At 45.4% G+C, this 20,294-nt stretch carries 23 protein-coding genes; 17 read left to right on the forward strand and 6 right to left on the reverse strand.

Translation table 11 applies throughout. The features are described from left to right. The first annotated feature begins 51 nt into the window (after window positions 1-51). The 3 genes from FFM78_RS00110 (at window position 52) to FFM78_RS13775 (ending at window position 1,690) form a co-directional block, all read left to right on the forward strand. A complete protein-coding gene (locus FFM78_RS00110; RefSeq protein WP_137636401.1) occupies window positions 52-579 on the forward strand; it encodes a GNAT family N-acetyltransferase in 528 nt (175 codons plus the stop codon). Window positions 580-937: 358 nt separating this feature from the next. Further along, a complete protein-coding gene (locus tag FFM78_RS00115; RefSeq protein WP_137636402.1) occupies window positions 938-1,489 on the forward strand; it encodes a GNAT family N-acetyltransferase in 552 nt (183 codons plus the stop codon). 48 nt (window positions 1,490-1,537) lie between these two features. Beyond that, complete coding sequence (locus tag FFM78_RS13775) at window positions 1,538-1,690, forward strand: hypothetical protein (RefSeq protein ID WP_171001795.1); 153 nt, start codon at window positions 1,538-1,540, stop codon at window positions 1,688-1,690. Window positions 1,691-1,792: 102 nt separating this feature from the next. Here FFM78_RS13775 and FFM78_RS00120 read toward each other — a convergent pair whose 3' ends face one another. Beyond that, complete coding sequence (locus tag FFM78_RS00120) at window positions 1,793-2,335, reverse strand: TetR/AcrR family transcriptional regulator (protein WP_137636403.1); 543 nt, start codon at window positions 2,333-2,335, stop codon at window positions 1,793-1,795. A 123-nt stretch (window positions 2,336-2,458) separates the two neighbouring features. On the opposite strand from FFM78_RS00120, the gene FFM78_RS00125 reads away from it, so the two are divergent. Further along, window positions 2,459-3,295, forward strand: coding sequence for an alpha/beta fold hydrolase (locus FFM78_RS00125; protein WP_137636404.1), 837 nt, complete (start codon window positions 2,459-2,461; stop codon window positions 3,293-3,295). A 151-nt stretch (window positions 3,296-3,446) separates the two neighbouring features. Here FFM78_RS00125 and FFM78_RS00130 read toward each other — a convergent pair whose 3' ends face one another. Beyond that, window positions 3,447-4,478 carry an SDR family oxidoreductase gene (locus FFM78_RS00130; RefSeq protein WP_137636405.1) on the reverse strand — a complete coding sequence of 344 codons (1,032 nt, stop codon included), beginning with the start codon at window positions 4,476-4,478 and terminating at the stop codon, window positions 3,447-3,449. Between the two features lie 122 nt (window positions 4,479-4,600). Between FFM78_RS00130 and FFM78_RS00135 the strand changes: the two genes are divergently transcribed. Both FFM78_RS00135 and pepI read left to right on the forward strand, forming a co-directional pair. Then, entirely contained in the window at window positions 4,601-5,164 is a 564-nt protein-coding gene (locus FFM78_RS00135) for a TetR/AcrR family transcriptional regulator (RefSeq protein WP_137636406.1), read from the forward strand. Between the two features lie 80 nt (window positions 5,165-5,244). Then, on the forward strand, window positions 5,245-6,123 hold the full coding sequence (pepI, locus tag FFM78_RS00140) for a proline iminopeptidase (RefSeq protein ID WP_137636407.1): 879 nt from the start codon (window positions 5,245-5,247) through the stop codon (window positions 6,121-6,123). Window positions 6,124-6,177: 54 nt separating this feature from the next. Here the strand turns inward: pepI and FFM78_RS00145 are convergent, their stop codons facing one another. After that, the gene (locus tag FFM78_RS00145; RefSeq protein ID WP_137636408.1) at window positions 6,178-6,390 is read right to left on the reverse strand and encodes a hypothetical protein; all 213 of its coding nucleotides are present in this window, start codon (window positions 6,388-6,390) and stop codon (window positions 6,178-6,180) included. A 213-nt stretch (window positions 6,391-6,603) separates the two neighbouring features. Between FFM78_RS00145 and FFM78_RS00150 the strand changes: the two genes are divergently transcribed. Both FFM78_RS00150 and FFM78_RS00155 read left to right on the forward strand, forming a co-directional pair. Beyond that, window positions 6,604-8,559 (forward strand): GTP-binding protein, encoded by a 1,956-nt coding sequence (locus FFM78_RS00150; protein ID WP_137636409.1) that lies wholly within the window; start codon window positions 6,604-6,606, stop codon window positions 8,557-8,559. 106 nt (window positions 8,560-8,665) lie between these two features. Further along, window positions 8,666-9,670 (forward strand): carboxylesterase family protein, encoded by a 1,005-nt coding sequence (locus FFM78_RS00155; RefSeq protein WP_171001796.1) that lies wholly within the window; start codon window positions 8,666-8,668, stop codon window positions 9,668-9,670. 35 nt (window positions 9,671-9,705) lie between these two features. On the opposite strand, the gene FFM78_RS00160 is transcribed toward FFM78_RS00155, so the two are convergent. Both FFM78_RS00160 and FFM78_RS00165 read right to left on the reverse strand, forming a co-directional pair. Then, complete coding sequence (locus tag FFM78_RS00160) at window positions 9,706-10,545, reverse strand: SDR family NAD(P)-dependent oxidoreductase (protein ID WP_137636411.1); 840 nt, start codon at window positions 10,543-10,545, stop codon at window positions 9,706-9,708. Window positions 10,546-10,746: 201 nt separating this feature from the next. Beyond that, window positions 10,747-11,553 carry an SDR family NAD(P)-dependent oxidoreductase gene (locus FFM78_RS00165; protein WP_137636412.1) on the reverse strand — a complete coding sequence of 269 codons (807 nt, stop codon included), beginning with the start codon at window positions 11,551-11,553 and terminating at the stop codon, window positions 10,747-10,749. Between the two features lie 115 nt (window positions 11,554-11,668). Between FFM78_RS00165 and FFM78_RS00170 the strand changes: the two genes are divergently transcribed. The 6 genes from FFM78_RS00170 to FFM78_RS00195 all read left to right on the forward strand — a co-directional run bounded on the left by FFM78_RS00170 (window position 11,669) and on the right by FFM78_RS00195 (window position 16,397). Next, window positions 11,669-12,247: a TetR/AcrR family transcriptional regulator gene (locus tag FFM78_RS00170; RefSeq protein ID WP_137636413.1), complete on the forward strand. Its 579-nt coding sequence runs from the start codon at window positions 11,669-11,671 to the stop codon at window positions 12,245-12,247. Between the two features lie 451 nt (window positions 12,248-12,698). Beyond that, complete coding sequence (locus FFM78_RS00175) at window positions 12,699-13,136, forward strand: MarR family winged helix-turn-helix transcriptional regulator (RefSeq protein WP_137636414.1); 438 nt, start codon at window positions 12,699-12,701, stop codon at window positions 13,134-13,136. Then, window positions 13,133-14,551, forward strand: coding sequence for an MDR family MFS transporter (locus tag FFM78_RS00180; protein WP_137636415.1), 1,419 nt, complete (start codon window positions 13,133-13,135; stop codon window positions 14,549-14,551). Before FFM78_RS00175 ends, FFM78_RS00180 begins: the two co-directional genes overlap by 4 nt. A gap of 66 nt (window positions 14,552-14,617) precedes the next feature. Next, window positions 14,618-15,271 (forward strand): DNA alkylation repair protein, encoded by a 654-nt coding sequence (locus tag FFM78_RS00185; RefSeq protein ID WP_137636416.1) that lies wholly within the window; start codon window positions 14,618-14,620, stop codon window positions 15,269-15,271. Between the two features lie 12 nt (window positions 15,272-15,283). After that, a complete protein-coding gene (locus FFM78_RS00190; protein ID WP_137636417.1) occupies window positions 15,284-15,733 on the forward strand; it encodes a GNAT family N-acetyltransferase in 450 nt (149 codons plus the stop codon). Window positions 15,734-15,812: 79 nt separating this feature from the next. Beyond that, entirely contained in the window at window positions 15,813-16,397 is a 585-nt protein-coding gene (locus FFM78_RS00195) for a uracil-DNA glycosylase family protein (protein WP_137636418.1), read from the forward strand. Between the two features lie 91 nt (window positions 16,398-16,488). Here FFM78_RS00195 and FFM78_RS00200 read toward each other — a convergent pair whose 3' ends face one another. Further along, window positions 16,489-17,376, reverse strand: a complete 888-nt coding sequence (locus tag FFM78_RS00200) for a LysR family transcriptional regulator (protein ID WP_137636419.1) — start codon at window positions 17,374-17,376, stop codon at window positions 16,489-16,491. 160 nt (window positions 17,377-17,536) lie between these two features. Here FFM78_RS00200 and FFM78_RS00205 point away from each other — a divergent pair, with 160 nt between their 5' ends. The 3 genes from FFM78_RS00205 to FFM78_RS00215 all read left to right on the forward strand — a co-directional run bounded on the left by FFM78_RS00205 (window position 17,537) and on the right by FFM78_RS00215 (window position 20,285). Then, window positions 17,537-18,373 carry a sugar phosphate isomerase/epimerase family protein gene (locus tag FFM78_RS00205; protein ID WP_137636420.1) on the forward strand — a complete coding sequence of 279 codons (837 nt, stop codon included), beginning with the start codon at window positions 17,537-17,539 and terminating at the stop codon, window positions 18,371-18,373. Between the two features lie 27 nt (window positions 18,374-18,400). Beyond that, the gene (locus FFM78_RS00210; RefSeq protein WP_137636421.1) at window positions 18,401-19,240 is read left to right on the forward strand and encodes an SDR family NAD(P)-dependent oxidoreductase; all 840 of its coding nucleotides are present in this window, start codon (window positions 18,401-18,403) and stop codon (window positions 19,238-19,240) included. A 160-nt stretch (window positions 19,241-19,400) separates the two neighbouring features. Continuing rightward, window positions 19,401-20,285 carry a shikimate dehydrogenase gene (locus FFM78_RS00215; RefSeq protein ID WP_137636422.1) on the forward strand — a complete coding sequence of 295 codons (885 nt, stop codon included), beginning with the start codon at window positions 19,401-19,403 and terminating at the stop codon, window positions 20,283-20,285. Window positions 20,286-20,294 lie beyond the last annotated feature (9 nt).

A 20,294-nucleotide genomic window follows, 5' to 3' on the forward strand; every position in this document is an offset into this window, starting at 1 on the left:
TTAGCAGCATAAAGAAATTTGTTGAAGCCAGGAAATAAAGAAGGGTTATAGGTGGCACATTCAGAATGGTTACAAACTAAGCGGATCGGTTTTTCGCAATGGCAGGTGGCGGATCTACCGCTGGCACAACAGCTATGGGGTAACCCGCAAGTCACACATTTTATTAGCCAACATGGTTTTACGGATAGTGACATCCAGCAACGGTTGCAGCTGGAAATTCAATCACAGACGAAAAATAAAGTTCAATATTGGCCACTTTTCCGCTTAAAGGATCAGCGATTGATCGGCTGTTGCGGCCTTCACCGAGCAGGTCTAGTCTACGAATTGGGGTACCATTTGCTGCCGGAAATGTGGCACCAAGGTTTTGCAACAGAGGCCACCCAAGCAGTACTCGGATATGCGTTTCAAACCTTGAAAATTAACAAAATCGTGGCCGGCCATCATCCCGCTAATTTAGCGTCCGGCCATGTTTTAAAGAAATGTGGTTTTCAGTACAGCGGCACTGAATTTTATGCGCCTACCGGACTGCAGCATCCCACCTATGAATTGACTGCGGCGGATTTTAGACAAAAAGGTTAGGAACAGCTGGCAGTAGTCAAGTAGCCACAAAAAATAAGCGCTGCTGTTTATTTTGGTGCTATATTGACAGCACACAAAAAACATGCTAAAAATAAATCAGGCAGAAGTATCAGACAACAGTTGGGAGGACTTAATTTTAAGTAGCGAATTTTAGATTGATCTAGAATGTGGCTCGGTGAACAGTTTTTTTAGTGTGCATTGAGCGATCGTTACTTGAAATAAAGCCTTACCTTCTGCTATTGACGATGATAATAAATAAGCAGAAGTGTGACTATCGTTCACCTTCTGTTTTTTTGTAGCTATTTCTAGATTGATGACTGTTGCAACGATTCTGATGTCAATCAAAGGAGTACAAAAAATGACCAAATTAATAACAAAACGAATGAATTTAAGAAACTTTAAATTAACTGATGCGGCGAGTGTTTATCAATATGCTAAAAACCCCAATATCGGGCCGATCGCGGGCTGGCCGGTGCATACAAGCGTGGCGAATTCGCGCTATTTCATTAAAGCTTATTTTATGAGCCCGCATATTTTTGCGATCACGTTAAAAGCGGCGCCTGAAGCTGTCATCGGTTTGGTTGGCTTAGAGTTAGTCGATGAGGGTAATGGTAAAGCATTCATGCAAACAAACGAAGCAGAAATTAGTTACTGGATCGGCGAACCTTTCTGGGGACAAGGACTGGTGCCAGAAGCGATTGCAGCCGTCGTCAATTATGGCTTTGAAAACTTGGGCTTGCAAACGATCTGGTGCGGTTATAAGGCGGGAAACCAACAGTCTAAACGGGCACAGGAAAAACAAGGTTTTAAGTATGCGCGGACGGTTGAACGTATGTATAATCCGATTCTGGATGAATATATTGTTGAACATTTTACCAAGTTGGACAGGACGGACTGGGTGCGACGCTGATTAAGTTTGAAGGCCTAGTCAGAAATCCTAATGTAGGAGGTGTGTATTTTGAGTAAAGAAACAGCAGCGGAAACTGAGCAAAAAATTAAAGCTAACGCAGTTCTTGATCATTTAAGTGATCAATTAACGCGTGATTTTAAGCAAATGCGTGCGGGCGACTTTTTAACTTCAGCCGCAGCGAAGAAACGGCTGGGAGTTTAGCGGCTAATTGGCAAGCAAGTTGCGGTGAATCATGTTTGTCTAGATAATTTAAAGTAGCAGCTGGTGGCGTTTGCCGCTTAGCTGCTACTTTTTGATTACGATCTAGTCATGGTAGAATAACTGACCACAGTTATTAGTTAGTTGATTAAATAAAGTAACCGTTGCGGTGATCGCGGCGTCAGAAAAATCATGCTCAGCAATGAAAGTGTGGATAAATGCCACGACGGTTGCGGCGTAAAAATTAGCCATATATTTTTTGACCGGTGCGGATAACTGCCGTGGCGCCAGTAGCTCGCCGATCCATACGGAAAAAGCGTGGTTCAATTCAGCGGTTGCGTCCGACCAGATCAGCAGTTCAAATAGATCAATATTTTGTTGCCAATAAGTCAGCGTCAACCTAATGAAGGCGGTACTATCCATTGGTTGTTGCGCCAATGAATGAGTAAAAGCGTCCATTTTAAGTTGTAATTGCAACAACAAGGGATCCTTGAGGGTCAAATAATTGCGGTAGATCGTCGGTCGCGAAATCGCGGCCTTTTGAGCCAATTCAGCGACGGTCAGACTAGCAAAAGAACGGCCTTCTGCTGCCAATTGACTAAGTGCTTTAATAATTGCTTCGTGTGACGTTGTGCGCCGTTTATCCATTTTATGTGCCAGCTTTCCGGTTTTGTTACATAAAGTCGCGTTTATGCTTGCTCACTAACTAAAGTAAAAATATACTCCAGTATAGGTTATGTGACAAATTGTAAAATAAAAGGGGTACACGCGATGAAATCTGTACAGACACGCTTTGGTAAGTTAGCGTATATTGGTCAGCTAACCGGTAAGCCGGTTATAATTGCCGTCCATGGTCTTGGTGGCGCGGCCGATTATTTTCAGGCCCTGCGTCCTTATTTAACCCAATATGATGTTTTAGCATTTAATTTATTAGGGACGCCGCCGTCTACTGCTGCTAAAGATGATATCTACACCGTTGAAAGCGCAGCAGCATCGCTTTGGGCCGCAATTGATGTATTAGCAATAAAGACGCCGCTTATTCTGATGGGCCACTCGCTGGGCGGAAGTGTTGTCACCGCAATGTTAGCGCAGCGCGCGGCGCAAGTACAAAGCTTAATATTGATCAGCACATCAACCAGCGGCCAATATATTCACTTGAATCCACTGCTTAAGTTATTAGGCTACCCACTGATCAGTCCCGTTTTGCAAAATATAATGAAACTAGCCAAACGGCACCTGACTTATAGTCCATTTTTGGATCCGGCAAAAGTGGCAGAACCGTCTTTTTTAGTTGAACCAATGATCCAAAAAAATCGGCGGGTCATTAAGCAAGAGTTGACGTTGTTTGCTCGTTATACAACTGCGGTACCGATGGCGCAACGGCTATCACTTTATAGTAAAGTCCCCGTCTTGGTCATTTTCGGCGATCATGATGAGTTGGCGACTGATCAAGGGCGTTTAAACGATCAACGGCACTACAGCAAGTTACCACAAGTAACTTTTGTAACGGTGCCACAGGCAAGTCATCTCGTACTAGTTGAAAAACCGGCGGCCGTCAGCGCGCTAGTGAATAAGTTTTTAGGTAACGCTGCGCCAATGAAAAAATGAGTTCGCCTAAAGAATTGGTTGGCCTCGTTTCGCGGATCGTTGGCAAACCAGTCAGAGATAGTATTTACGATTACGGGCGCTACCGTTTCAAGCGCGCTTGAACTAGAAAAAGCCAGTGCTACCTGTAAGTTGATCAGGTAGCACTGGCTTTTTACTTAACAATACCCAGATCAATCATCGATTGTGCGGTGGCGATGATCGCTTCTTTAGCTGAGCGGCAGTGCCAACCTAACAGTTTAGTGGCCTTAGCGTTGCTAGTTTCAGCGTACAGGCCGGCGACTGATGCCACCATGCGCAACATCGGGTTAGCTTTGGCGGCAATTTTAAGGGCCGCGGTGGGCACGACTTTGGTGGGGATGTTAGCGGCAAATTCAGGAAAGGCGGTGCGCAAAATGTTGGCGACTTCCAGCATAGAATAGGTTTCACCGGTAGTCGCGAGGAAACGCTGCCCAGCCGCTTGTGCCTTGGTCATGGCCAATAAATGTAGACTGGCGACATCGCGCGCGTCAACGTAACCAGAATGCACGTCGGCCAGTACTTTAGTTTTGCCAGTCAACATTTCTTGAATTTGAATGTTGGAATGAGAATAATCGTTGGCTAGCACCGGCCCCATCACGGCCACTGGATTGACGGTGGCTAGTTCTAAGCCGCTATCATCGTTGGCGATAAAATCCCAAGCAGCGCGCTCGGATAAGGTTTTAGATTTTTGGTAGGGATGAACGCCTTTGACGGTCAGATCGGACCAATCATTTTCGGTGAATGGTGTGGTTTGTGTGCGGTGGCCGGCAAAAATGGCCCCGTAAGCCGAGGTCAGCACTACCCGTTTGACGTGATTTTTACTGGCGGCGCGCAAAACGTACAGCACACCGTTGACCGCTGGTTGGATCATTTCCGCTTCGTCCTTGAAATTCAGCGTTGGGGTCGGCGAGGCAACGTGGATCACATAGGTCGCGCCGGCAATTGCTTGGTTCCACGGTTCTTCATGGGTCAGGTCGGCAGCAATGAAGGATAGGTCATCCAGTTGCGTTTGACCGCCGTTTTTCAACATTTCAGTGATCAGCGTGCGCTTTTCTAGTGCGCGTACCGTAGTGCGAACTGCATAACCTTGTTGTAACAATTGTAAAATGATGTGAATGGCAATAAAGCCACTACCGCCAGTAACGACGACTAATTTTTTTGACATCGGCTAAGCTCCTTTGTTTGTTTCTGACGTAGCATTTGTAACTTCAGTGACAATAGCGTACACTGAATCCAAATGTGGGACAAGCCGTTTAGCGGCATCTGTGACAGAAGGAGGAAATTGTATTGGCAGCAACGCAGCACGCACAACAAATCAAACAAGATTCGCAGGACTATTTGACGACCGCGTTATTTCAATTACTACAAAAAAAGGAACTCGATCAGATCAAGGTGGCTGAATTGATCAAGCGCGCTGGCGTCAGTCGAATGGCGTTTTATCGTAACTATCATTCGTTGGCGGAGATCTTGGAACAATATTTTGCGCCGCATATTCAACGTTTGTTCAATGATGTGATCATTGCGGTACCGTCAGCGGCAAAAATTACCGATATGACTGCCTTTTTCGATCATTTTGCGGCAGAATTACGTTTAGCGGCGACCCGCAATTACGAATATATTATTCGGCAATTATTTTATGATAATATGGTCCGCTACTATGATGCCGGCACCGCGTGGCAGGGAATCAGTGCGACCAAACGCCGTTATTGGGTCACGTTCATGAGTGCTGGCGTGTACGCGATTTGGCGCGAGTGGCTACTGAATCGCCAGAAGGAAACTTTAGCGCAGATGCATGAACTGATCGGCCAGCTGCAAAATGCGACCGCCGCCGCAATGATCGCGCCAAAATAAGCCATACTTTTGCATTTGAGCCGCACCACTTCCAGTAGTACAATCAAAGTCAGAGGTACTAAAATCAAAGGACTGATTGGATGAAGATCGAAGAAGGTTACATGCCGTTTCGCGGTTACAAAACTTATTATCGAATCGTGGGTGAACCGAGCAAGGATAAAGCACCGTTGCTATTGCTCCATGGCGGCCCTGGTTCTTCGCATAATTATTTTGAATTAATGGATGATTATGCAGAAACAGGCCGGCAATTGATCATGTACGACCAAGTGGGCTGTGGTAAGTCATCGCTGCCAGAGGACGAAAGTGTTTACGTCAAGGAGACTTGGGCCGAAGAATTAATTGCGTTGCGTAAATATCTGCATTTAGATGAAATTCATATGCTGGGCCAATCGTGGGGTGGCATGTTGGAAATGCTTTATTTGACCCAATATGACCAGACTGGCGTTAAAAGTGTCATGATCGACGGTTCGCCAGCTTCAATTAAATTGTGGACCCAAGAACAACACCGCTTGATCTCTTATTTAAGTTATGAGGATCGTGAAGCCATCGCTGAAGCTGAGCGCACCGGCAACTTCTCAGGACCGAAATATTTAGCGGCAAATGATCGTTATATGGAACGTTATTGTTGGGATGATCCCGATGAAAACTCACCGGAACCGTTGCGGCGGCCGACTAATGGTAAGCGCGCCAGCTTGATCGCTGAAGGACCTAACGAATTCACTGAAAATGGTACGATCAGTGATTTTGAAGTTACCGATCAGTTAACGAAGATCCACGTGCCGGTTTTAGTGACTAACGGAACCGATGATTTGTGCACGCCGTTGATCGCCAAATCAGTTTATGATCATATTCCTGGCGCTAAGTGGCATTTATTTGCCAATAGTCGTCATCTAGCCTTGTTGGATCAGCACGATGAATTTATTAGCGTCCTCGATCATTGGCTAGCGGCTAACGATTGATCAAAAAAACCAGTATCAAGCGCGCTTAACTTGCGCTTGATGCTGGTTTTTTAACTATCTTTGTTTTAGGTCCTCATGAATACTGATGGCGTGGCTGATCGAAATGTCAGTCACGGCAGCACCAGCGGCTAGTAAGAAGGCGATGTTGCGCTTGTGCAGGCCATCATAGCTATGTAGCCTTTTAATGGCGTGGGTCAATGAGATCGTGCTAGGTATCAGGGTCAGGCCGGTGAGAACTACCATTTTGTGCCAGTAATTTTTTTCCATAATCTATTTCCCCTTTGGTTTGATTATGCTTAGCATACTACTTTAGCAGCGCGATAAATATGGCTTTTCTATGAAAAATTATCTGGGACGTTGGCTAGCATAGTTATATTCCATAAGCTGAACGCTTTGCCAAACACGCTCTAGTTTTGTTTTAGCCTGTGGCGTTAGACGTGTATACTGGTTTTATGACAATAGGCGAAGGAGGAATAGCGCATGAAACAGATAACAGCAGGAATCATTGCTCATGTGGATGCTGGTAAAACCACGCTTTCGGAGGCGCTGCTTTATCGAGCTGGCGCGCTGCGGCAATTAGGCCGGGTTGATAACGGCGATGCTTTTTTAGATACAGAAAAGCTGGAGAAAAAGCGGGGCATCACGATTTTTTCACATCAAGCGCGCTTGCAATATAATAAGCTGGCGCTGACTTTGGTGGATACGCCGGGGCACGTGGATTTTGCGGCCCAAACGGAGCAGGTACTGGATGTGCTCGATTATGCGGTTTTGGTGATTTCGGCGGCGGATGGCGTTCAAGGTTACACGCGCACGCTTTGGCGCTTGCTGCAACGGTATCAGGTGCCGACATTTATTTTTATTAATAAAATGGATGCGCCTGGTGTCGATAAACAGCAGCTACTAGATCAGTTGCAAAGTGTGCTGGCCGCTGGTTGCATCGATTTTAGTGCGGCGGATTCGGCGGCAATCAATGAAGAAATAGCGCTGTGTAATGATGAGGTACTGGAGAAATTTTTGGCTACCGGCGAGCTCACTGACGCTACAGTGCAGCAAATGATCCAGCAGCGGGAAGTTTTTCCCTGCTATTTTGGGGCGGCGCTTAAGCTGACCGGCGTGGATGAGTTACTTGCTGGCTTGGAACGGTGGACACGGCCGACCGCGTATACGCAAGATTTTGGTGCCCGTGTTTTTAAAATTTCTTATACTGAAAAAGGGGAACGGCTAACCTGGCTACGGGTCACGGGTGGTACTTTGCGAACTAAGGATGTTTTATTCGGCGAACAACAAGCTAATCAGCTACGCGTTTATAACGGGGCTAAATTTACTGTGCAACCGGAAGTTACCGCCGGGGTCGTTTGCGCGATCCCTAATTTGACCGCAACGTATTCCGGGCAAGGGCTGGGCAAGGAAAGTGACGGCGCCGCGCCGATAATTCAACCTGTACTGAATTACGCGCTGGATCCGAAAACACAGGACATCCATATTTGTTTGGCGGCGTTACGGCAATTGGAAGATGAAGATCCGCAATTGCACATTACGTGGTCCAGCCATTTGCAAGAGATCCATGTACAGATCATGGGCGCCGTGCAGCTGGAGATCTTGCAGCAGCTATTGCTGGAGCGCTTTAAGCTGGACGTTGGTTTTGATCAAGGTAGTATCCTTTATAAGGAGACGATCACGCAGGCGGTCGAAGGCGTCGGTCACTTTGAACCGTTGCGCCATTACGCTGAAGTTCATTTGTTGCTGCAACCAGCTCCTCGTGGTAATGGGCTGACTTTCGCGGCACAGTGCAGCCTTGAGGTATTGGGGCGCAATTGGCAGCATCAAGTCACCTCTAATTTACAGGCGAAAGAACATTTAGGCGTGCTAACAGGTTCGCCACTGACGGACGTGCAGATCACGTTGGTCGGCGGCAAAGCCAGTATTGTCCATTCCGTTGGCGGTGATTTTCGCGAGGCCACGTGGCGTGCGGTTCGCCAGGGGTTGATGATGTTACGCCAAAATGGCGGCTGCCAACTGTTAGAGCCGTGGTACCAATTTAGATTAGAGGTTGGTCAGGAACAGGTCGGCCGGGCGATGACCGATATTCAGCGTATGAGTGGTGATTTCGCTGCACCGGAAATGACGGCTGGCGGGACGGCGATTTTGACTGGCAGCGTGCCAGTTGCGGAAATGCAGGACTATGCGCCAGAAGTCAATGCTTACACCCATGGCCAAGGGCAGTTGGAGTGTATCGTTGATGGTTATCGACCGTGCCACAATGCAGCTGCGGTGGTGGCCGCAATGAAATACGCGCCAGTGTCCGATTTAGCGAATACGCCGGATTCTGTTTTCTGCGCTCATGGTGCGGGCTATCCGGTGGCTTGGGATCAAGTGCCAGCAATGGCGCACGTACCGTATATTTATTCACAAACCGATTTAATGAAATTATCGTAGCTACTGGTGAAGTCGCGCCTAAACAATGAGCACTTAATTTATTTTTAAGGTTAAACGGCCATACTGATCGTTGGCAACTTATTCAATAGCTATGGGGTGGTTTCACATGAAAAGACATCTATTGACCAGCGTTACGGCGGCATTATTTTTAATGGTGACGTTGGCGGCCTGTTCGACTAATAATTCAGCCAATAAAAGCAGTTCTAGCAGTTCGACCGCAACCAGCAAGGCTAGCAGTTCTAGCAGTTTCAAAAAGACAAACACTGACGACGCCAAAACGGATCCGGCACTGACTAGTGTGCTAGCAGAAACCGAGTCCAAGTTCAAACAACTTTCGTTTAAAGACAGTAAAACTGGCGTGACCTTGCAATATAATTTGTACGTACCGGCTAACTATACCAGTAAAAAATCGTACCCAATGGTTAGTTTCATTCACGACGATTCAGTCACTGGTCAAAGCGTCAAAACTGGCCTGACTCAAGGCTATGGCGGTACGATCTGGGCGACCGCAACCGAACAGGCTAAACACGCTAGTTTTGTATTGGTTCCCGTTTTCAGTACTTCGACGATTGCTGGCGGCATGGGTCAATCGGGTTCGGCGGTGGTCAAAGCGCAAGTGCAGACTTACCTTGATCTAGTGAAAACGTTGGAAAATAAATACAGCATCGATAAGGATCGCCTTTATGGCACTGGTCAGTCAATGGGTGGGATGACCATGTTCTACCTAAATTCGCATTATCCGAATCTTTTTGCCGCGACGTTGTACGTTTCTTCGCAATGGGATGTTAAACAATTGGCCGCGCTGAAAAAGCAAAAATTCTTCTACATTGTTTCTGGTGGCGACAGTACGGCCAGCGCGGGACAAACTAATTTGCTGACTTACCTGAAACAAAATAAAGTGGCCTATACACACACCACTTTAAGCGCCTCAGCTAGCACGGCGACTAAGAATACCGCTGTCAATAAACTACTGGCACAAAAGGCAGCGGCTAACTTCATTACTTGGGATGCCACCTTAGCCAGCGGCCAAACCTTGGACCATAACACCTCATTTGACTATGGCTACACGATTCCAGCAGTCCGCGATTGGCTGTTTAATCAACATAAGTAAAGAAAGCCTGAACTAACATTAGTTCAGGCTTTCTTTTAGTTGCGGGCACGCCGTTCTAAATGGTGTAAAAGTGCACCAGTGGCGGCGCGAAAAGCTTTAGGGTGCGCACGGACAACGTGGACAACTAAGCGGTCACCGAATGAATTAAAGTAGCGTTGCTTTGGTTTAGGATCGGTAGCGGCAGCATAAAAAACATGGGCCAGATCGGCGGAAGTGGCGCTGATCCTATTGTTAGCTGAGCTTAGGACGTTACCGAGTACATCAACTAACGGCAGATACGCCGAGTTTGGCTGCAGGTTTTTGCGCATATTTTGTACCGCAATATCGCCCCAAGCTGATTGAGTGCCGCCAGGCTGAACGATCACAGAACGAATCCCAAAGCGTTGTACTTCAAGGTCCAAAGCGTCGCTCCATTGTTGCAGCGCTGCTTTTGAAGCGTGGTAATAAGCGTTTAGCGGCATGTAAAGATCGCCACCGATCGAAGAAATATTAACGATGCGGCCCGCTTTTTGCGCGCGCATGGTTGGTAAAGTTAATTTAGTTAATTCAACCGCACCGAAAAAATTAGTTTCAAATTGTTTGCGGACGTTTGCCAGTGGAATATCTTCAACCGGACCGCCTTCGCCGTAGCCAGCGTTATTGATCAGGACGTCGATTCGTTGTTGTTCAGTTGTAATTAGGTTGATAAAGTTGTGGTTTGATGCGCTATCAGTAACGTCCAGTTTAACGGCGTGAATATTAGTACCAGTGGAAATATTTTCCACGCGGCGAGCACCACCATAAACGATCCAGCCACGATGGGCAAACAATTGAACAGCTGCTTTACCCATGCCACTACTTGCGCCAGTGATTGCAATTACTTTTTTTGTTGACATAATTTTCTCCTGTCATAAGGCAATATTTGTTTTTAAAATTAGTCGTGTTACGGTCGCAACGGCTTTGATTGGGAAGAGTATACCGCCAATTTTTGCGCAGGACAATTATTTACAACGACTAAGTGACAAAAGGAGAGAATTTGTTAGCGACTGACCCAGCGGAGAATATTTAGACGCAATAACTGGCCGTGTCCCTTCTCGTTAGCGTAGCATGCGGTTGGCGCTCCAGTCCTGCAGGCGGTAACCCACAAAATGGACTAAATTCATGGCCAATTTGTCGAGGAATTTTACTTGGTAGCGAATTTTTGGTCGTTGCGCCTGGGCGGCTTTAAGAATGACGGCGGCCACTTCTTGTGCGGTTTGGGTTGCTTGCGTGATCATTTGCGCCTGCTTTTCAGCTAATTGCCGATAGGGCGAGTTTTCTGGCGTAACTTGTAGTAAATGCTGATTGGTCACTTGGGCCCAATTAGTGGCGGTGATCCCAGGTTCAACGATCACGACGTCAATGCCAAATGGTTTCAATTCCAAACGCAAAACGTCACTCATGGTTTCTAAGGCATGCTTGGAAATATAATACCAACCGGCTAAGGCGGAGTAACTTTGACCAGCTAGCGAGGAAATATTGATGATCTTGCCGGCTTTTTGCTGGCGCATTGTTGGAATCGTCAACTGGATCAGGTCCACAATGCCTAGCAAATTAACTTCCAGCTGATTTCTGGCTTCGCTAAGGGGCACTTCTTCTAAAGCGCCAAAAGAACCGTAACCGGCAGCGTTGACCAAGACGTCGATTCGGTGATAGTTAGTCAGCACATACTGAATAAAGGCCTGATTGCTGGCGTGATCGGTAACGTCTAGTGGGTGGGTCACAATACCTGAATTTTTTAATTCAGAATCGTGCTCAATATTACGCGCGCCGCCGATCACAGTGTAGCCCGCCTGTTGGAAGGTTAGCGCTGCTTGCTTGCCAATACCGGAGGATGCGCCAGTGATAATTGCTATTTTTGTCATTTTGTACTCCTTTTAAGAGATAGAACTATCTCTTTTAGATTTGCATTTATTATAAGAGATAGCATTATCACTTGTCAATTAGTTAGCGTATAATTATGGGTGAGTGAGGTGCAAAATGAAATTAAAAAACGAGCAATTACGGCAGAATATTATTCTGGCGACGACAGATTTAATTATTGCGCAAGGTTTCGCTGGCACATCGACCGTTAAGGTGGCTAAACAAGCAAAAACGGCGCAGTCGAATATTTACCGCTATTTTGAAAACCGGCAAACGCTATTGTTAGCGGTTTTTAAATATCATCAGCAAAAATTGATCGCGGCTTTAGCGCCGCTACTTGATACTACTGCAGCGCCCTTAGTCCAAATCGATGGTCTGATCAACGCAATGATCCAGTTTAGTTTGACTGATTTTGATACGATGCGGGTGTTGGCGCTGTTTCGTGATCAACCGAATATGCGCCCATTACTGCCTAAAATCAGTGAAGATACTTTTTTTGCTCAGCTATTTAAGTTAATTAAGCACTATCAAGAATTGAAGGTCGTCAAACCGTATTATTCGGAGTTTTTAGCCGCTGGTGTTTTTTCGCTCATTATGAATTATGCGTTGGCAGTGGCTTTAGATGAAATACCGGCGCACCAATTGACCCAGCAAGATGTGGTTGCTTTGATCCATGATTTTTTGTTGGTCAAATAGTCATTGCGGGATTAAGACGCGTTAAAATTATAGCGGACCAGCTAAGGTTTTAGGGTAGGTTAAAAAGCTTTTTTAGTTGCAACTGACCCAGTGAGCAAAGCGGTTTAGCGCATTTTTCATCAATTAGCGCTAACCCCCCACATTAAGCGGCATGCACTGATCGCGGCCGACTTTACGATCGCATTAGTTAATTGCTTGTGGCCAGGTGATTTTGCGGCCGTGACACGCGAACGGCAATTTGAATTAACGTTAATGCAACAACAAGAGAATAACTAGTGCTGGTGCTTTTTAGATGAATAGCTAACAAGTAAGCGCCTATTTTTAGTGGTTATTTTCATGATGACCCACAGGCAGCGTATTTGAAAGGTCACTAGTCTTGAAACTTTTTGGCGAAACGCGTAGTATTATTCGTATACGAACAGTTCGGATACGAAAGGTTAGGGGATTTACATTGAATAGCGAGGCACAGATCAAGGCGCTTATTCTATCATTACGTTCACTGCGCAAAGAAACGCGGCGTATTTTTTATTATCAGGCGGCGAAGCAACAACTAACTGAAACTTGGGTGATTGCTTTAGGTGCATTGACAACAAAAAATCCTAGTTCGTTGGAGGAATTGGCTCACGCTTTACGACTTGGCAACAGTACAACATCGGGAATCGTTGACCGGATGGTAACCGAAGGCTTGATCACTAAGGAACGCGATCCGCTGAACAAGCGTAAAATCAATATTCGACCAACGGCAAAAGGCCAGCAGAAATACGCCGCCACTTATGCTGACTTTTGGGAAAAACTGGCACCGGTTAGTGAAATAGATGGTGCTGAGTTAACTGCGCTTTTGGCGACTCAAACTGAGTTGTTGAAAAAGTTGGCGGGCATCAAACAATGAGTAAGTTAAAAGCAGAAAGTAATCAACGGATCATGTTAGTTTTGGTTATGGGGACCTTTTTGGCCTACTTAAACCAGACATTGATGAATGTGGCACTACCTAGCATTATGCGCTCCTTCAGTATTTCTGCCGCCCAAGGACAGTGGTTGTCTAATGGTTATATGTTGGTCAATGGGATCATGGTGCCCTTGACGGCCTATTTAATTCAACGTTTTACGACGCGGCAGCTTTATTTAAGTGCTATGGGTGTGTTTGCTTTCGGAACGATCGTAGCTGGGATCGCGCCAACTTATTTTATTTTGATCAGTGGCCGGATGATCCAAGCAGCTGGAGCCGGTGTGATCGCACCGTTAATGAACGTGTCGATCATGAATATGTATGCAGCGGATAAACGGGGAACTGCGATGGGCTGGGTTGGCCTAGCGTTAAATTTTGCGCCAGCATTAGGACCAACTGTTTCCGGTTATTTAGTCGAACAGTATAATTGGCGTTCCTTGTTTTATATGATCGCGCCGTTGATCATTCTTGATATTATTTTTGCAACTTTTATGTTACGGAATTTAGGGGCAACGGCTAAGTTAAAGCTTAATTGGAGTGGTGTGATTCTTTCGAGTATCGGTTTAGGATCACTTTTGTTAGGGTTCAGCAACGCCGGTAGTGACCCATTGCTGTCTAAAGCAGTGCTGGGTTTTAGCGTTTTCGGAGCCATAATTGTGGCGCTTTTTGTTTACCAACAAGTTCACATCAAGGATAAATTACTGAATTTTGCGGTTTTTAAAAATCATAATTTCATTATTGCCGTGATCGTCAATGCCTGTTTGATGATGGCCTTGTATGGTGGGATGCTGTTATTACCACTATATATGCAAAATATCATGCATTATAGCGCCGTCTATTCAGGCTTGGCGATGTTGCCCGGTGCGGTGATCATCGCGATCATGTCGCCGATCAGTGGCCGAATGTATGACCAATGGGGTGCGAAATATTTGTCTTTTAGCGGTATTATCGTGTTATTGATCGGTACGCTGCTGCTTAGCCGCGTGACGCTGCATTCCAGTTTTACCTTTATTACCACGGCGCAGGCTATTCGTCAGTTAGGATTATCAGTGGTGACCATGCCGATTCAAACGGAAGCCTTCAACGCATTGCCGCAAGCGATCATTCCGGATGGCTCAGCGATGTATACGACGATCAGACAGGTGGCAGGGTCATTCGGGACAGCATTATTGATCGGGATCATGAGTGTGCTGGAGAAAAATAATATTGCCCACTTAATGGGACAGCACAGCTTGAAAGTTGCGACCCAGTTGGGTTCACTGCAGGCCATTAAAAGTACTTATTTAATCGCCGCAATTTTTGTTTTGGCCAGTTGCCTCATGACTTTGAAATTTAAAAAACGACAACTTTTAAATTAAATGATCACAGTAAGTAGCGAAAGGATTATACTTTTGTTACTTACTTTTTATTTTGGGGGAACGATCATGACAGTCGATCAAAAACTTAATTTTGAATTTATTGGTGATCCGGCAGTTGCACCCGCAATGGCACGGTATATGAAAAATCGGTTCCTGTTTCTCGGCCTTAAATCACCAGTTAGAAAGGCGCAAAGTAAACCAGTTTTACAGGCTAGTCGCAAAGTTGAGCTAGTGACGGTCCACGCGTGGATCGCGGCACTATATGCGCGTGCGCCGCGGGAGTATCAGTACTTGGCGCTGGATCTGGCCGAATATAACGTTCGCCGCTGGCAGTTGGCCGATATCGTCATTTTTAAACAATTCGTGACCCAGAAAAGCTGGTGGGACAGTGTTGATCATTGGGGCACTATTTTCGGTAAATATATTCAGCGCCATCCTGAACAGAAAGCCGCGATTTTTCAGCTTTTTTACCAAAGTCCTAACTTGTGGGAACGGCGGATCACAATCACGCTGCAACTTAAGGAAAAAGCGCAGGTGGATACTGATCTGTTGACGCAAGCCATTTTATTCGATCAGTACACCGATGAATTTTTTATTCAAAAGGCGATCGGTTGGGCGCTACGCCAATACAGCAAGTTCGCACCAGACTGGGTGCTGCAATTTTTAAACACGTATCAGTTAAGCAACTTGGCGGTGCGCGAAGCTAGTAAATATTTATGATGGAGGAAAATAATGGATGACAGTAAATTAATAATCAAAAAAACCAGCGAGTTAACTAACTTTGAATTACTGGATATTTTAAAAGCCCGCACAGCAGTATTTGTGGTTGAACAAAATTGCCCGTATCAAGAGGTCGATGATCAGGACTATACGGCGCTGCACGTTATGTTGAAAGTGCAGGATCAGTTAGCTGCTTACGCTAGAATTATTCCGCATCAAGACAATGTTCATATTAGTTTTGGCCGGGTTTTGGTGGTAAAGGCGTTTCGGGGCCAGCAATTAGGCCGTCAGCTGGTGACAGCAACGATTGCAGCAACTAAGCGCTATTTTCCTGACCAAGCTATAAAAATTGCTGGACAAAGTTATCTGAAGGCCTTCTACATGTCATTTGGCTTTAAGCCGGTTTCAGCGGTTTATCTTGAAGATAATATTCCGCATATTGATTTTGTGCTCGCAGCCTAAAAGCAGCTGTAACGGTTTATCTGATTTGCAGGATTTTCGATCGGGTAATAAAATTAATTAATGTAAGAAGGGTGATACGATGCAAACAGCAGCGCAAATTTTCGCCGCAATTCAGGCTGATCCACAAAATAAAGCATTCACCGCCCAAGGGATCCAGCCTTTGTACCACGTGGTTCCGACAGCAGAGATTTTGATCATCAGTCAGGCGCCAAGTCGCAAGGCGCAGGAGTCGATGGTTTTCTGGAATGATCCCAGCGGTGACCGGCTACGTGAGTGGATGGGCGTCACGAAGGCGGAATTCTATGATTCCGGTAAGGTTGGTGTCATGCCATTGGATTTTTACTATCCCGGTAAAGGTGCCCACGGTGATTTACCACCGCGCAAAGGCTTTGCCGAAAAGTGGCACGAACCGTTATTAGCGTTGATGCCTAAAGTACAATTAACGTTATTGATCGGGCAATACGCGCAGAAATATTATTTACAGCAAACGCGACAAAAAAACTTGACCGCAACGGTGCACCACTACACGGACTATTTACCGGCTTATTTTCCACTGGTTCATCCCTCACCGTTGAATTATGGCTGGTTGCATAAAAATACTTGGTTTACAACAACGGTAGTACCGGCGTTGCAACAAGATGTCCGCCGAATTTTGCAAAACTGATTAAGTGAATTAAAAAGCCCGTTAAAGCGTTAGTTAAGGCTAACGGTTTAACGGGCTTTTTAAAATCAAGCGCGCTTTCTAGCGCGCTTGATCACTGCTGACGCTGTGCTTTGACAAAATCAACAAATTGCTGAACCGCCGGGGTCAAATAGTGTTGCTTCAACGTTGCCATGTAAAAAACCCGTTTCCACTTAGGAAAAGTTAACGGGATGATCCTGATCGGCATGGTTTTCAGACTACTCATATTCGGCACCACCGCAATGCCAAAATTATTTGCGACTAAGCCAGCCACCGCCTGATCTTCTTCGATCGAGTAGGCACTGTTTGGTTGGCCACCGCATTCAGAAAAAAGGCGTTGCATAACTGGATATAAGCCGCTACGTGTCGAAAAAGTGATTTGGTCATAGGGCAAAGTTTCGGTTAACGTGATCGCTTTCTTTTTTGCTAATGGGTGATCTAGTGGCGTGATCACGACTAATTCTTGTTCAGCAATCGGAAAGTAGTCAATATCGTTTTGATCATCTACTTTGGAGCAGAAGGCAACATCGTATTTTTCTTCACGCAAATTAGCAATAATGTCTGGAGATAAGCCGGTATCGTTGGAAAACTTAAAGCGAGTGTCGGTTTCCGGATGAGCGGCTAAAAAATTGTGCGCAGTATTAGGCAACCATTTAGTGCTTAGTGTCCGTAAACCAGCGACCTTGATCAATGTATTACGCTGGGTGCTTTGCTGAATTTCCGCAACCCCGCGATCTAAAATAGCCAGCGCCTGATCGACTTGTTGGACGAACTGGTGTCCAGCAGGGGTTAGATAGACGTTGCGGCCTTGTTTGGCAAATAATTGAACGTGAACTTCTTGTTCCAGTGAATGAATGGCGTTACTCAGGCTAGGTTGTGTAATACTTAACATCTTGGCGGCTTGGGTATAGTTCTCGGTCTCAGCTAATACTGAAAAGTAGCGTAGATGATAGAGATTCATGATTAATAGCCTCTTTCTATTCTTTACCTCGCTTAATTATAGCTTTTATCTATAGATTAGTCGATGATTATCAATTAGACGGTTGGTTGATTAGCGCTTACACTGAGTTTGTAAATTAATTCATGTGAAATTAAAAGCAATCAAATAGGAGGAATTTATAATGGCACAAGCACATCCAATTACGATCAGTTCATGGACTTTAGGCGATCAATGTACATTTGAACAACGGTGTAAAGCAGCACACGAAGCTGGTTACGATGGTATCGGTTTGCGAGCTGAAACTTATGTTGATGCTTTAAATGAAGGCTTAACTGACGCTGATATTTTAGCTTTATTGAAGAAATATGAATTACGTTGTACCGAAGTTGAATATATCGTGCAATGGTGTGAAGAACCACGCTCTTATGAACAAAAATATAAGGAACAAGCTTGCTTCCATATGTGCGACTTGTTCGGTGTTAAACATATCAATACCGGTTTGATGGAAACTTATTCCGTTGAAAAAACCGCGGAGAAATTAAAGGAATTATGCAGCCGAGCAGGTAATTTGATCATTGCCTTGGAACCAATGCCTTACAGTGGTTTACCTAACTTGGATAAAACTTGGAAAGTATTGCAAGCCGCTGACTGTGACAACGCAATGATGCTGTTGGACACTTGGCATTGGGTTCGCGCTAACCAATCTTATGATTTATTGACCAAGGAGCAAGCCAAGAAAGTGATTTCCATTCAAATCGATGATGCTTACCAACGGCCATATGCAAAAACAATTTTGCGGGACGAATCCATGCATGATCGCTTAGCCCCTGGTGTTGGTACGGCTGACACCGTTGCCTTCGTTAAAATGATCAAGGCGGCTGGCGTTGATCCTAAAGTTGTCGGTGTTGAAGTGATTTCCGATGGTTATATGGACAAAGGAATTGATTGGGTCGCTAAATACACTTACGACAACACAGTTAAAGTACTACAAGCAGCATGGCCAGAAATTTTAAAATAAGTTATTAATTCAGGAGGTACTATTTTTATGAGTGATAGTTGGTTAGGTTTAGAAGATAAAGTTGTCGTTGTTACTGGCGCTGTCGGTGGCATGGGCACTAAATTTACTGAAGAATACGCAAAACAAGGGGCAAAAATTGCCTTAGTCGATATGATCGCCGATAAAACCGAGGCACGGGCGAAGGAATTACATGCTAAATACAATGTTGATACCTTAGCCGTTAAATGTAATACAACGGATGAAGCTGAAGTTGATGCGGCCGTTAAAGCAGTTGTCGATCATTTTGGCCGCGTTGATGTATTGGTCAACACCGCCGCAATTTTACGTTTCTCACCATTGGAGGACCTGCGTTTAGACGAATGGAAAATGGCGTTGAACGTTAACTTGACAGGTTACTTCCTAGTTTCCCAACGTTTTGGTCAAGTGATGATCAAGCAGCATAAGGGCACAATGGTTCACATTTCAACGATCGCTTCCCGTTTCCCAGAAACTTACAGTGGTGCTTATAGTACAACTAAGGCCGGCGTTAACATGTTATCACGGCAGATCGCTGCTGAATGGGGCGAATATGGCGTTCGCAGTAACTGCGTCTTACCATGCTTAGTTAAAACACCATTATCTGCTGACTTTTATTCCGATCCTAAGGTTGAAGCTGGTCGTAAGAAGTTAACGGCTAGCAAGCGTATCGGGACTTTAGATGACATTGCGAATACAGTTTTGTATCTATCAAGTGATCGTTCTGATTACACTAATGGTGGCGAAGTCACGGTTGAAGGTGGCTTTGGCATCATGATGGGTGATCAAATTCCTAAGCCAGGTGGCCGCCGCGAATATGCAGTTGCGCATCATCAACCAGCTAAGAAATAATCAGTAAAAATAATTACTATTGCGACAACGATCGTCGTTAGATCCGCAACTTTTACCACGACTAAAGCATTTAGTTGGAGCTATTGATATGTTGGATAGCTCCAATTTTTTGGTTAAGTTCGTGACAAATTGAACTTAATAATGAAAGGTCGAACCTATCATGGAAAAAAGAATTTCAGGAACTACCGGACTCTATTGTTTAGTTGGCTCGCCAGTCGGCCATTCTGGCTCACCGGCCATGTATAATTTTAGCTTCCAGAAACAAGGCTTAGATTACGCTTATCTTGCCTTTGATGTTCAAAAAGAACAAATGGCGCAAACAATGGCTGCCATTCGCTTGTTTAAAGTTCGCGGCGGCAACATCACCATGCCCTGCAAGAATATCGCCGCAACGTTAGTCGATGAATTATCGCCTGCCGCAAAGATCATCGGCGCGATCAATGTATTCGTCAACGATAACGGCCATATCACCGGCCACATTACCGACGGCATCGGCTTTGTTCGTAATTTAAAGGAACACGGGATCGATGTTAAAGGTAAAAAACTAGTGGTTCTCGGAGCTGGTGGCGCCGCGACCGCTTTACAAGTTCAAAGTGCTCTGGATGGTGCCCGCGAGCTAGCGATCTTCAACCGGGATGATGAATTTTATCCACGGGCGCAAGAAACCGTTAAAAAGATCGAAAAGGCAGCACCAACAGTAATCGTCAATGCGTACCCATTAGCGGATACGGCAAAATTAAAAGCAGAGATCGCTGATGCGGATATTTTGGTCAACGCAACGGTGGTCGGCATGAAACCGTTAGATGGGCAATCATTGATCGACCCCAGCTTCTTACGCAAGGATCTAGTTGTCGCCGATACCGTTTATAGTCCTTTAAAAACGAAGTTGATCTTAGATGCTGAAAAAATCGGCTGCCAAACTGCTCCTGGTAAAGGCATGCTGTTATGGCAAGGTGCCGCCGGTTATAAATTATTTGCTGGTCAAGAAATGCCAGTTAAAGAATATCAAGAATACGAACAGCAACAGGCTGCAGCTGGAAAATAGCCGAACCTG

This window comes from Loigolactobacillus binensis, from assembly GCF_005405165.1.
Classification (GTDB): Bacteria; Bacillota; Bacilli; order Lactobacillales; family Lactobacillaceae; genus Loigolactobacillus; species Loigolactobacillus binensis.

Bases quoted from the DNA above. Each gene is read 5' to 3' on its own strand.
- FFM78_RS00150 (WP_137636409.1), top strand. From the start codon at position 6,604: ATGAAACAGATAACAGCAGGAATCATTGCTCATGTGGATGCTGGTAAA.
- FFM78_RS00160 (WP_137636411.1), bottom strand. From the start codon at position 10,545: ATGTCAACAAAAAAAGTAATTGCAATCACTGGCGCAAGTAGTGGCATG.
- FFM78_RS00170 (WP_137636413.1), top strand. From the start codon at position 11,669: ATGAAATTAAAAAACGAGCAATTACGGCAGAATATTATTCTGGCGACG.
- FFM78_RS00125 (WP_137636404.1), top strand. From the start codon at position 2,459: ATGAAATCTGTACAGACACGCTTTGGTAAGTTAGCGTATATTGGTCAG.
- FFM78_RS00200 (WP_137636419.1), bottom strand. From the start codon at position 17,376: ATGAATCTCTATCATCTACGCTACTTTTCAGTATTAGCTGAGACCGAG.
- FFM78_RS00145 (WP_137636408.1), bottom strand. From the start codon at position 6,390: ATGGAAAAAAATTACTGGCACAAAATGGTAGTTCTCACCGGCCTGACC.
- FFM78_RS00190 (WP_137636417.1), top strand. From the start codon at position 15,284: ATGGATGACAGTAAATTAATAATCAAAAAAACCAGCGAGTTAACTAAC.
- FFM78_RS00165 (WP_137636412.1), bottom strand. From the start codon at position 11,553: ATGACAAAAATAGCAATTATCACTGGCGCATCCTCCGGTATTGGCAAG.
- FFM78_RS00195 (WP_137636418.1), top strand. From the start codon at position 15,813: ATGCAAACAGCAGCGCAAATTTTCGCCGCAATTCAGGCTGATCCACAA.
- FFM78_RS00155 (WP_171001796.1), top strand. From the start codon at position 8,666: ATGAAAAGACATCTATTGACCAGCGTTACGGCGGCATTATTTTTAATG.
- FFM78_RS00120 (WP_137636403.1), bottom strand. From the start codon at position 2,335: ATGGATAAACGGCGCACAACGTCACACGAAGCAATTATTAAAGCACTT.
- FFM78_RS00215 (WP_137636422.1), top strand. From the start codon at position 19,401: ATGGAAAAAAGAATTTCAGGAACTACCGGACTCTATTGTTTAGTTGGC.
- FFM78_RS00185 (WP_137636416.1), top strand. From the start codon at position 14,618: ATGACAGTCGATCAAAAACTTAATTTTGAATTTATTGGTGATCCGGCA.
- FFM78_RS00180 (WP_137636415.1), top strand. From the start codon at position 13,133: ATGAGTAAGTTAAAAGCAGAAAGTAATCAACGGATCATGTTAGTTTTG.
- FFM78_RS00205 (WP_137636420.1), top strand. From the start codon at position 17,537: ATGGCACAAGCACATCCAATTACGATCAGTTCATGGACTTTAGGCGAT.
- pepI (WP_137636407.1), top strand. From the start codon at position 5,245: ATGAAGATCGAAGAAGGTTACATGCCGTTTCGCGGTTACAAAACTTAT.
- FFM78_RS00115 (WP_137636402.1), top strand. From the start codon at position 938: ATGACCAAATTAATAACAAAACGAATGAATTTAAGAAACTTTAAATTA.
- FFM78_RS00210 (WP_137636421.1), top strand. From the start codon at position 18,401: ATGAGTGATAGTTGGTTAGGTTTAGAAGATAAAGTTGTCGTTGTTACT.
- FFM78_RS00130 (WP_137636405.1), bottom strand. From the start codon at position 4,478: ATGTCAAAAAAATTAGTCGTCGTTACTGGCGGTAGTGGCTTTATTGCC.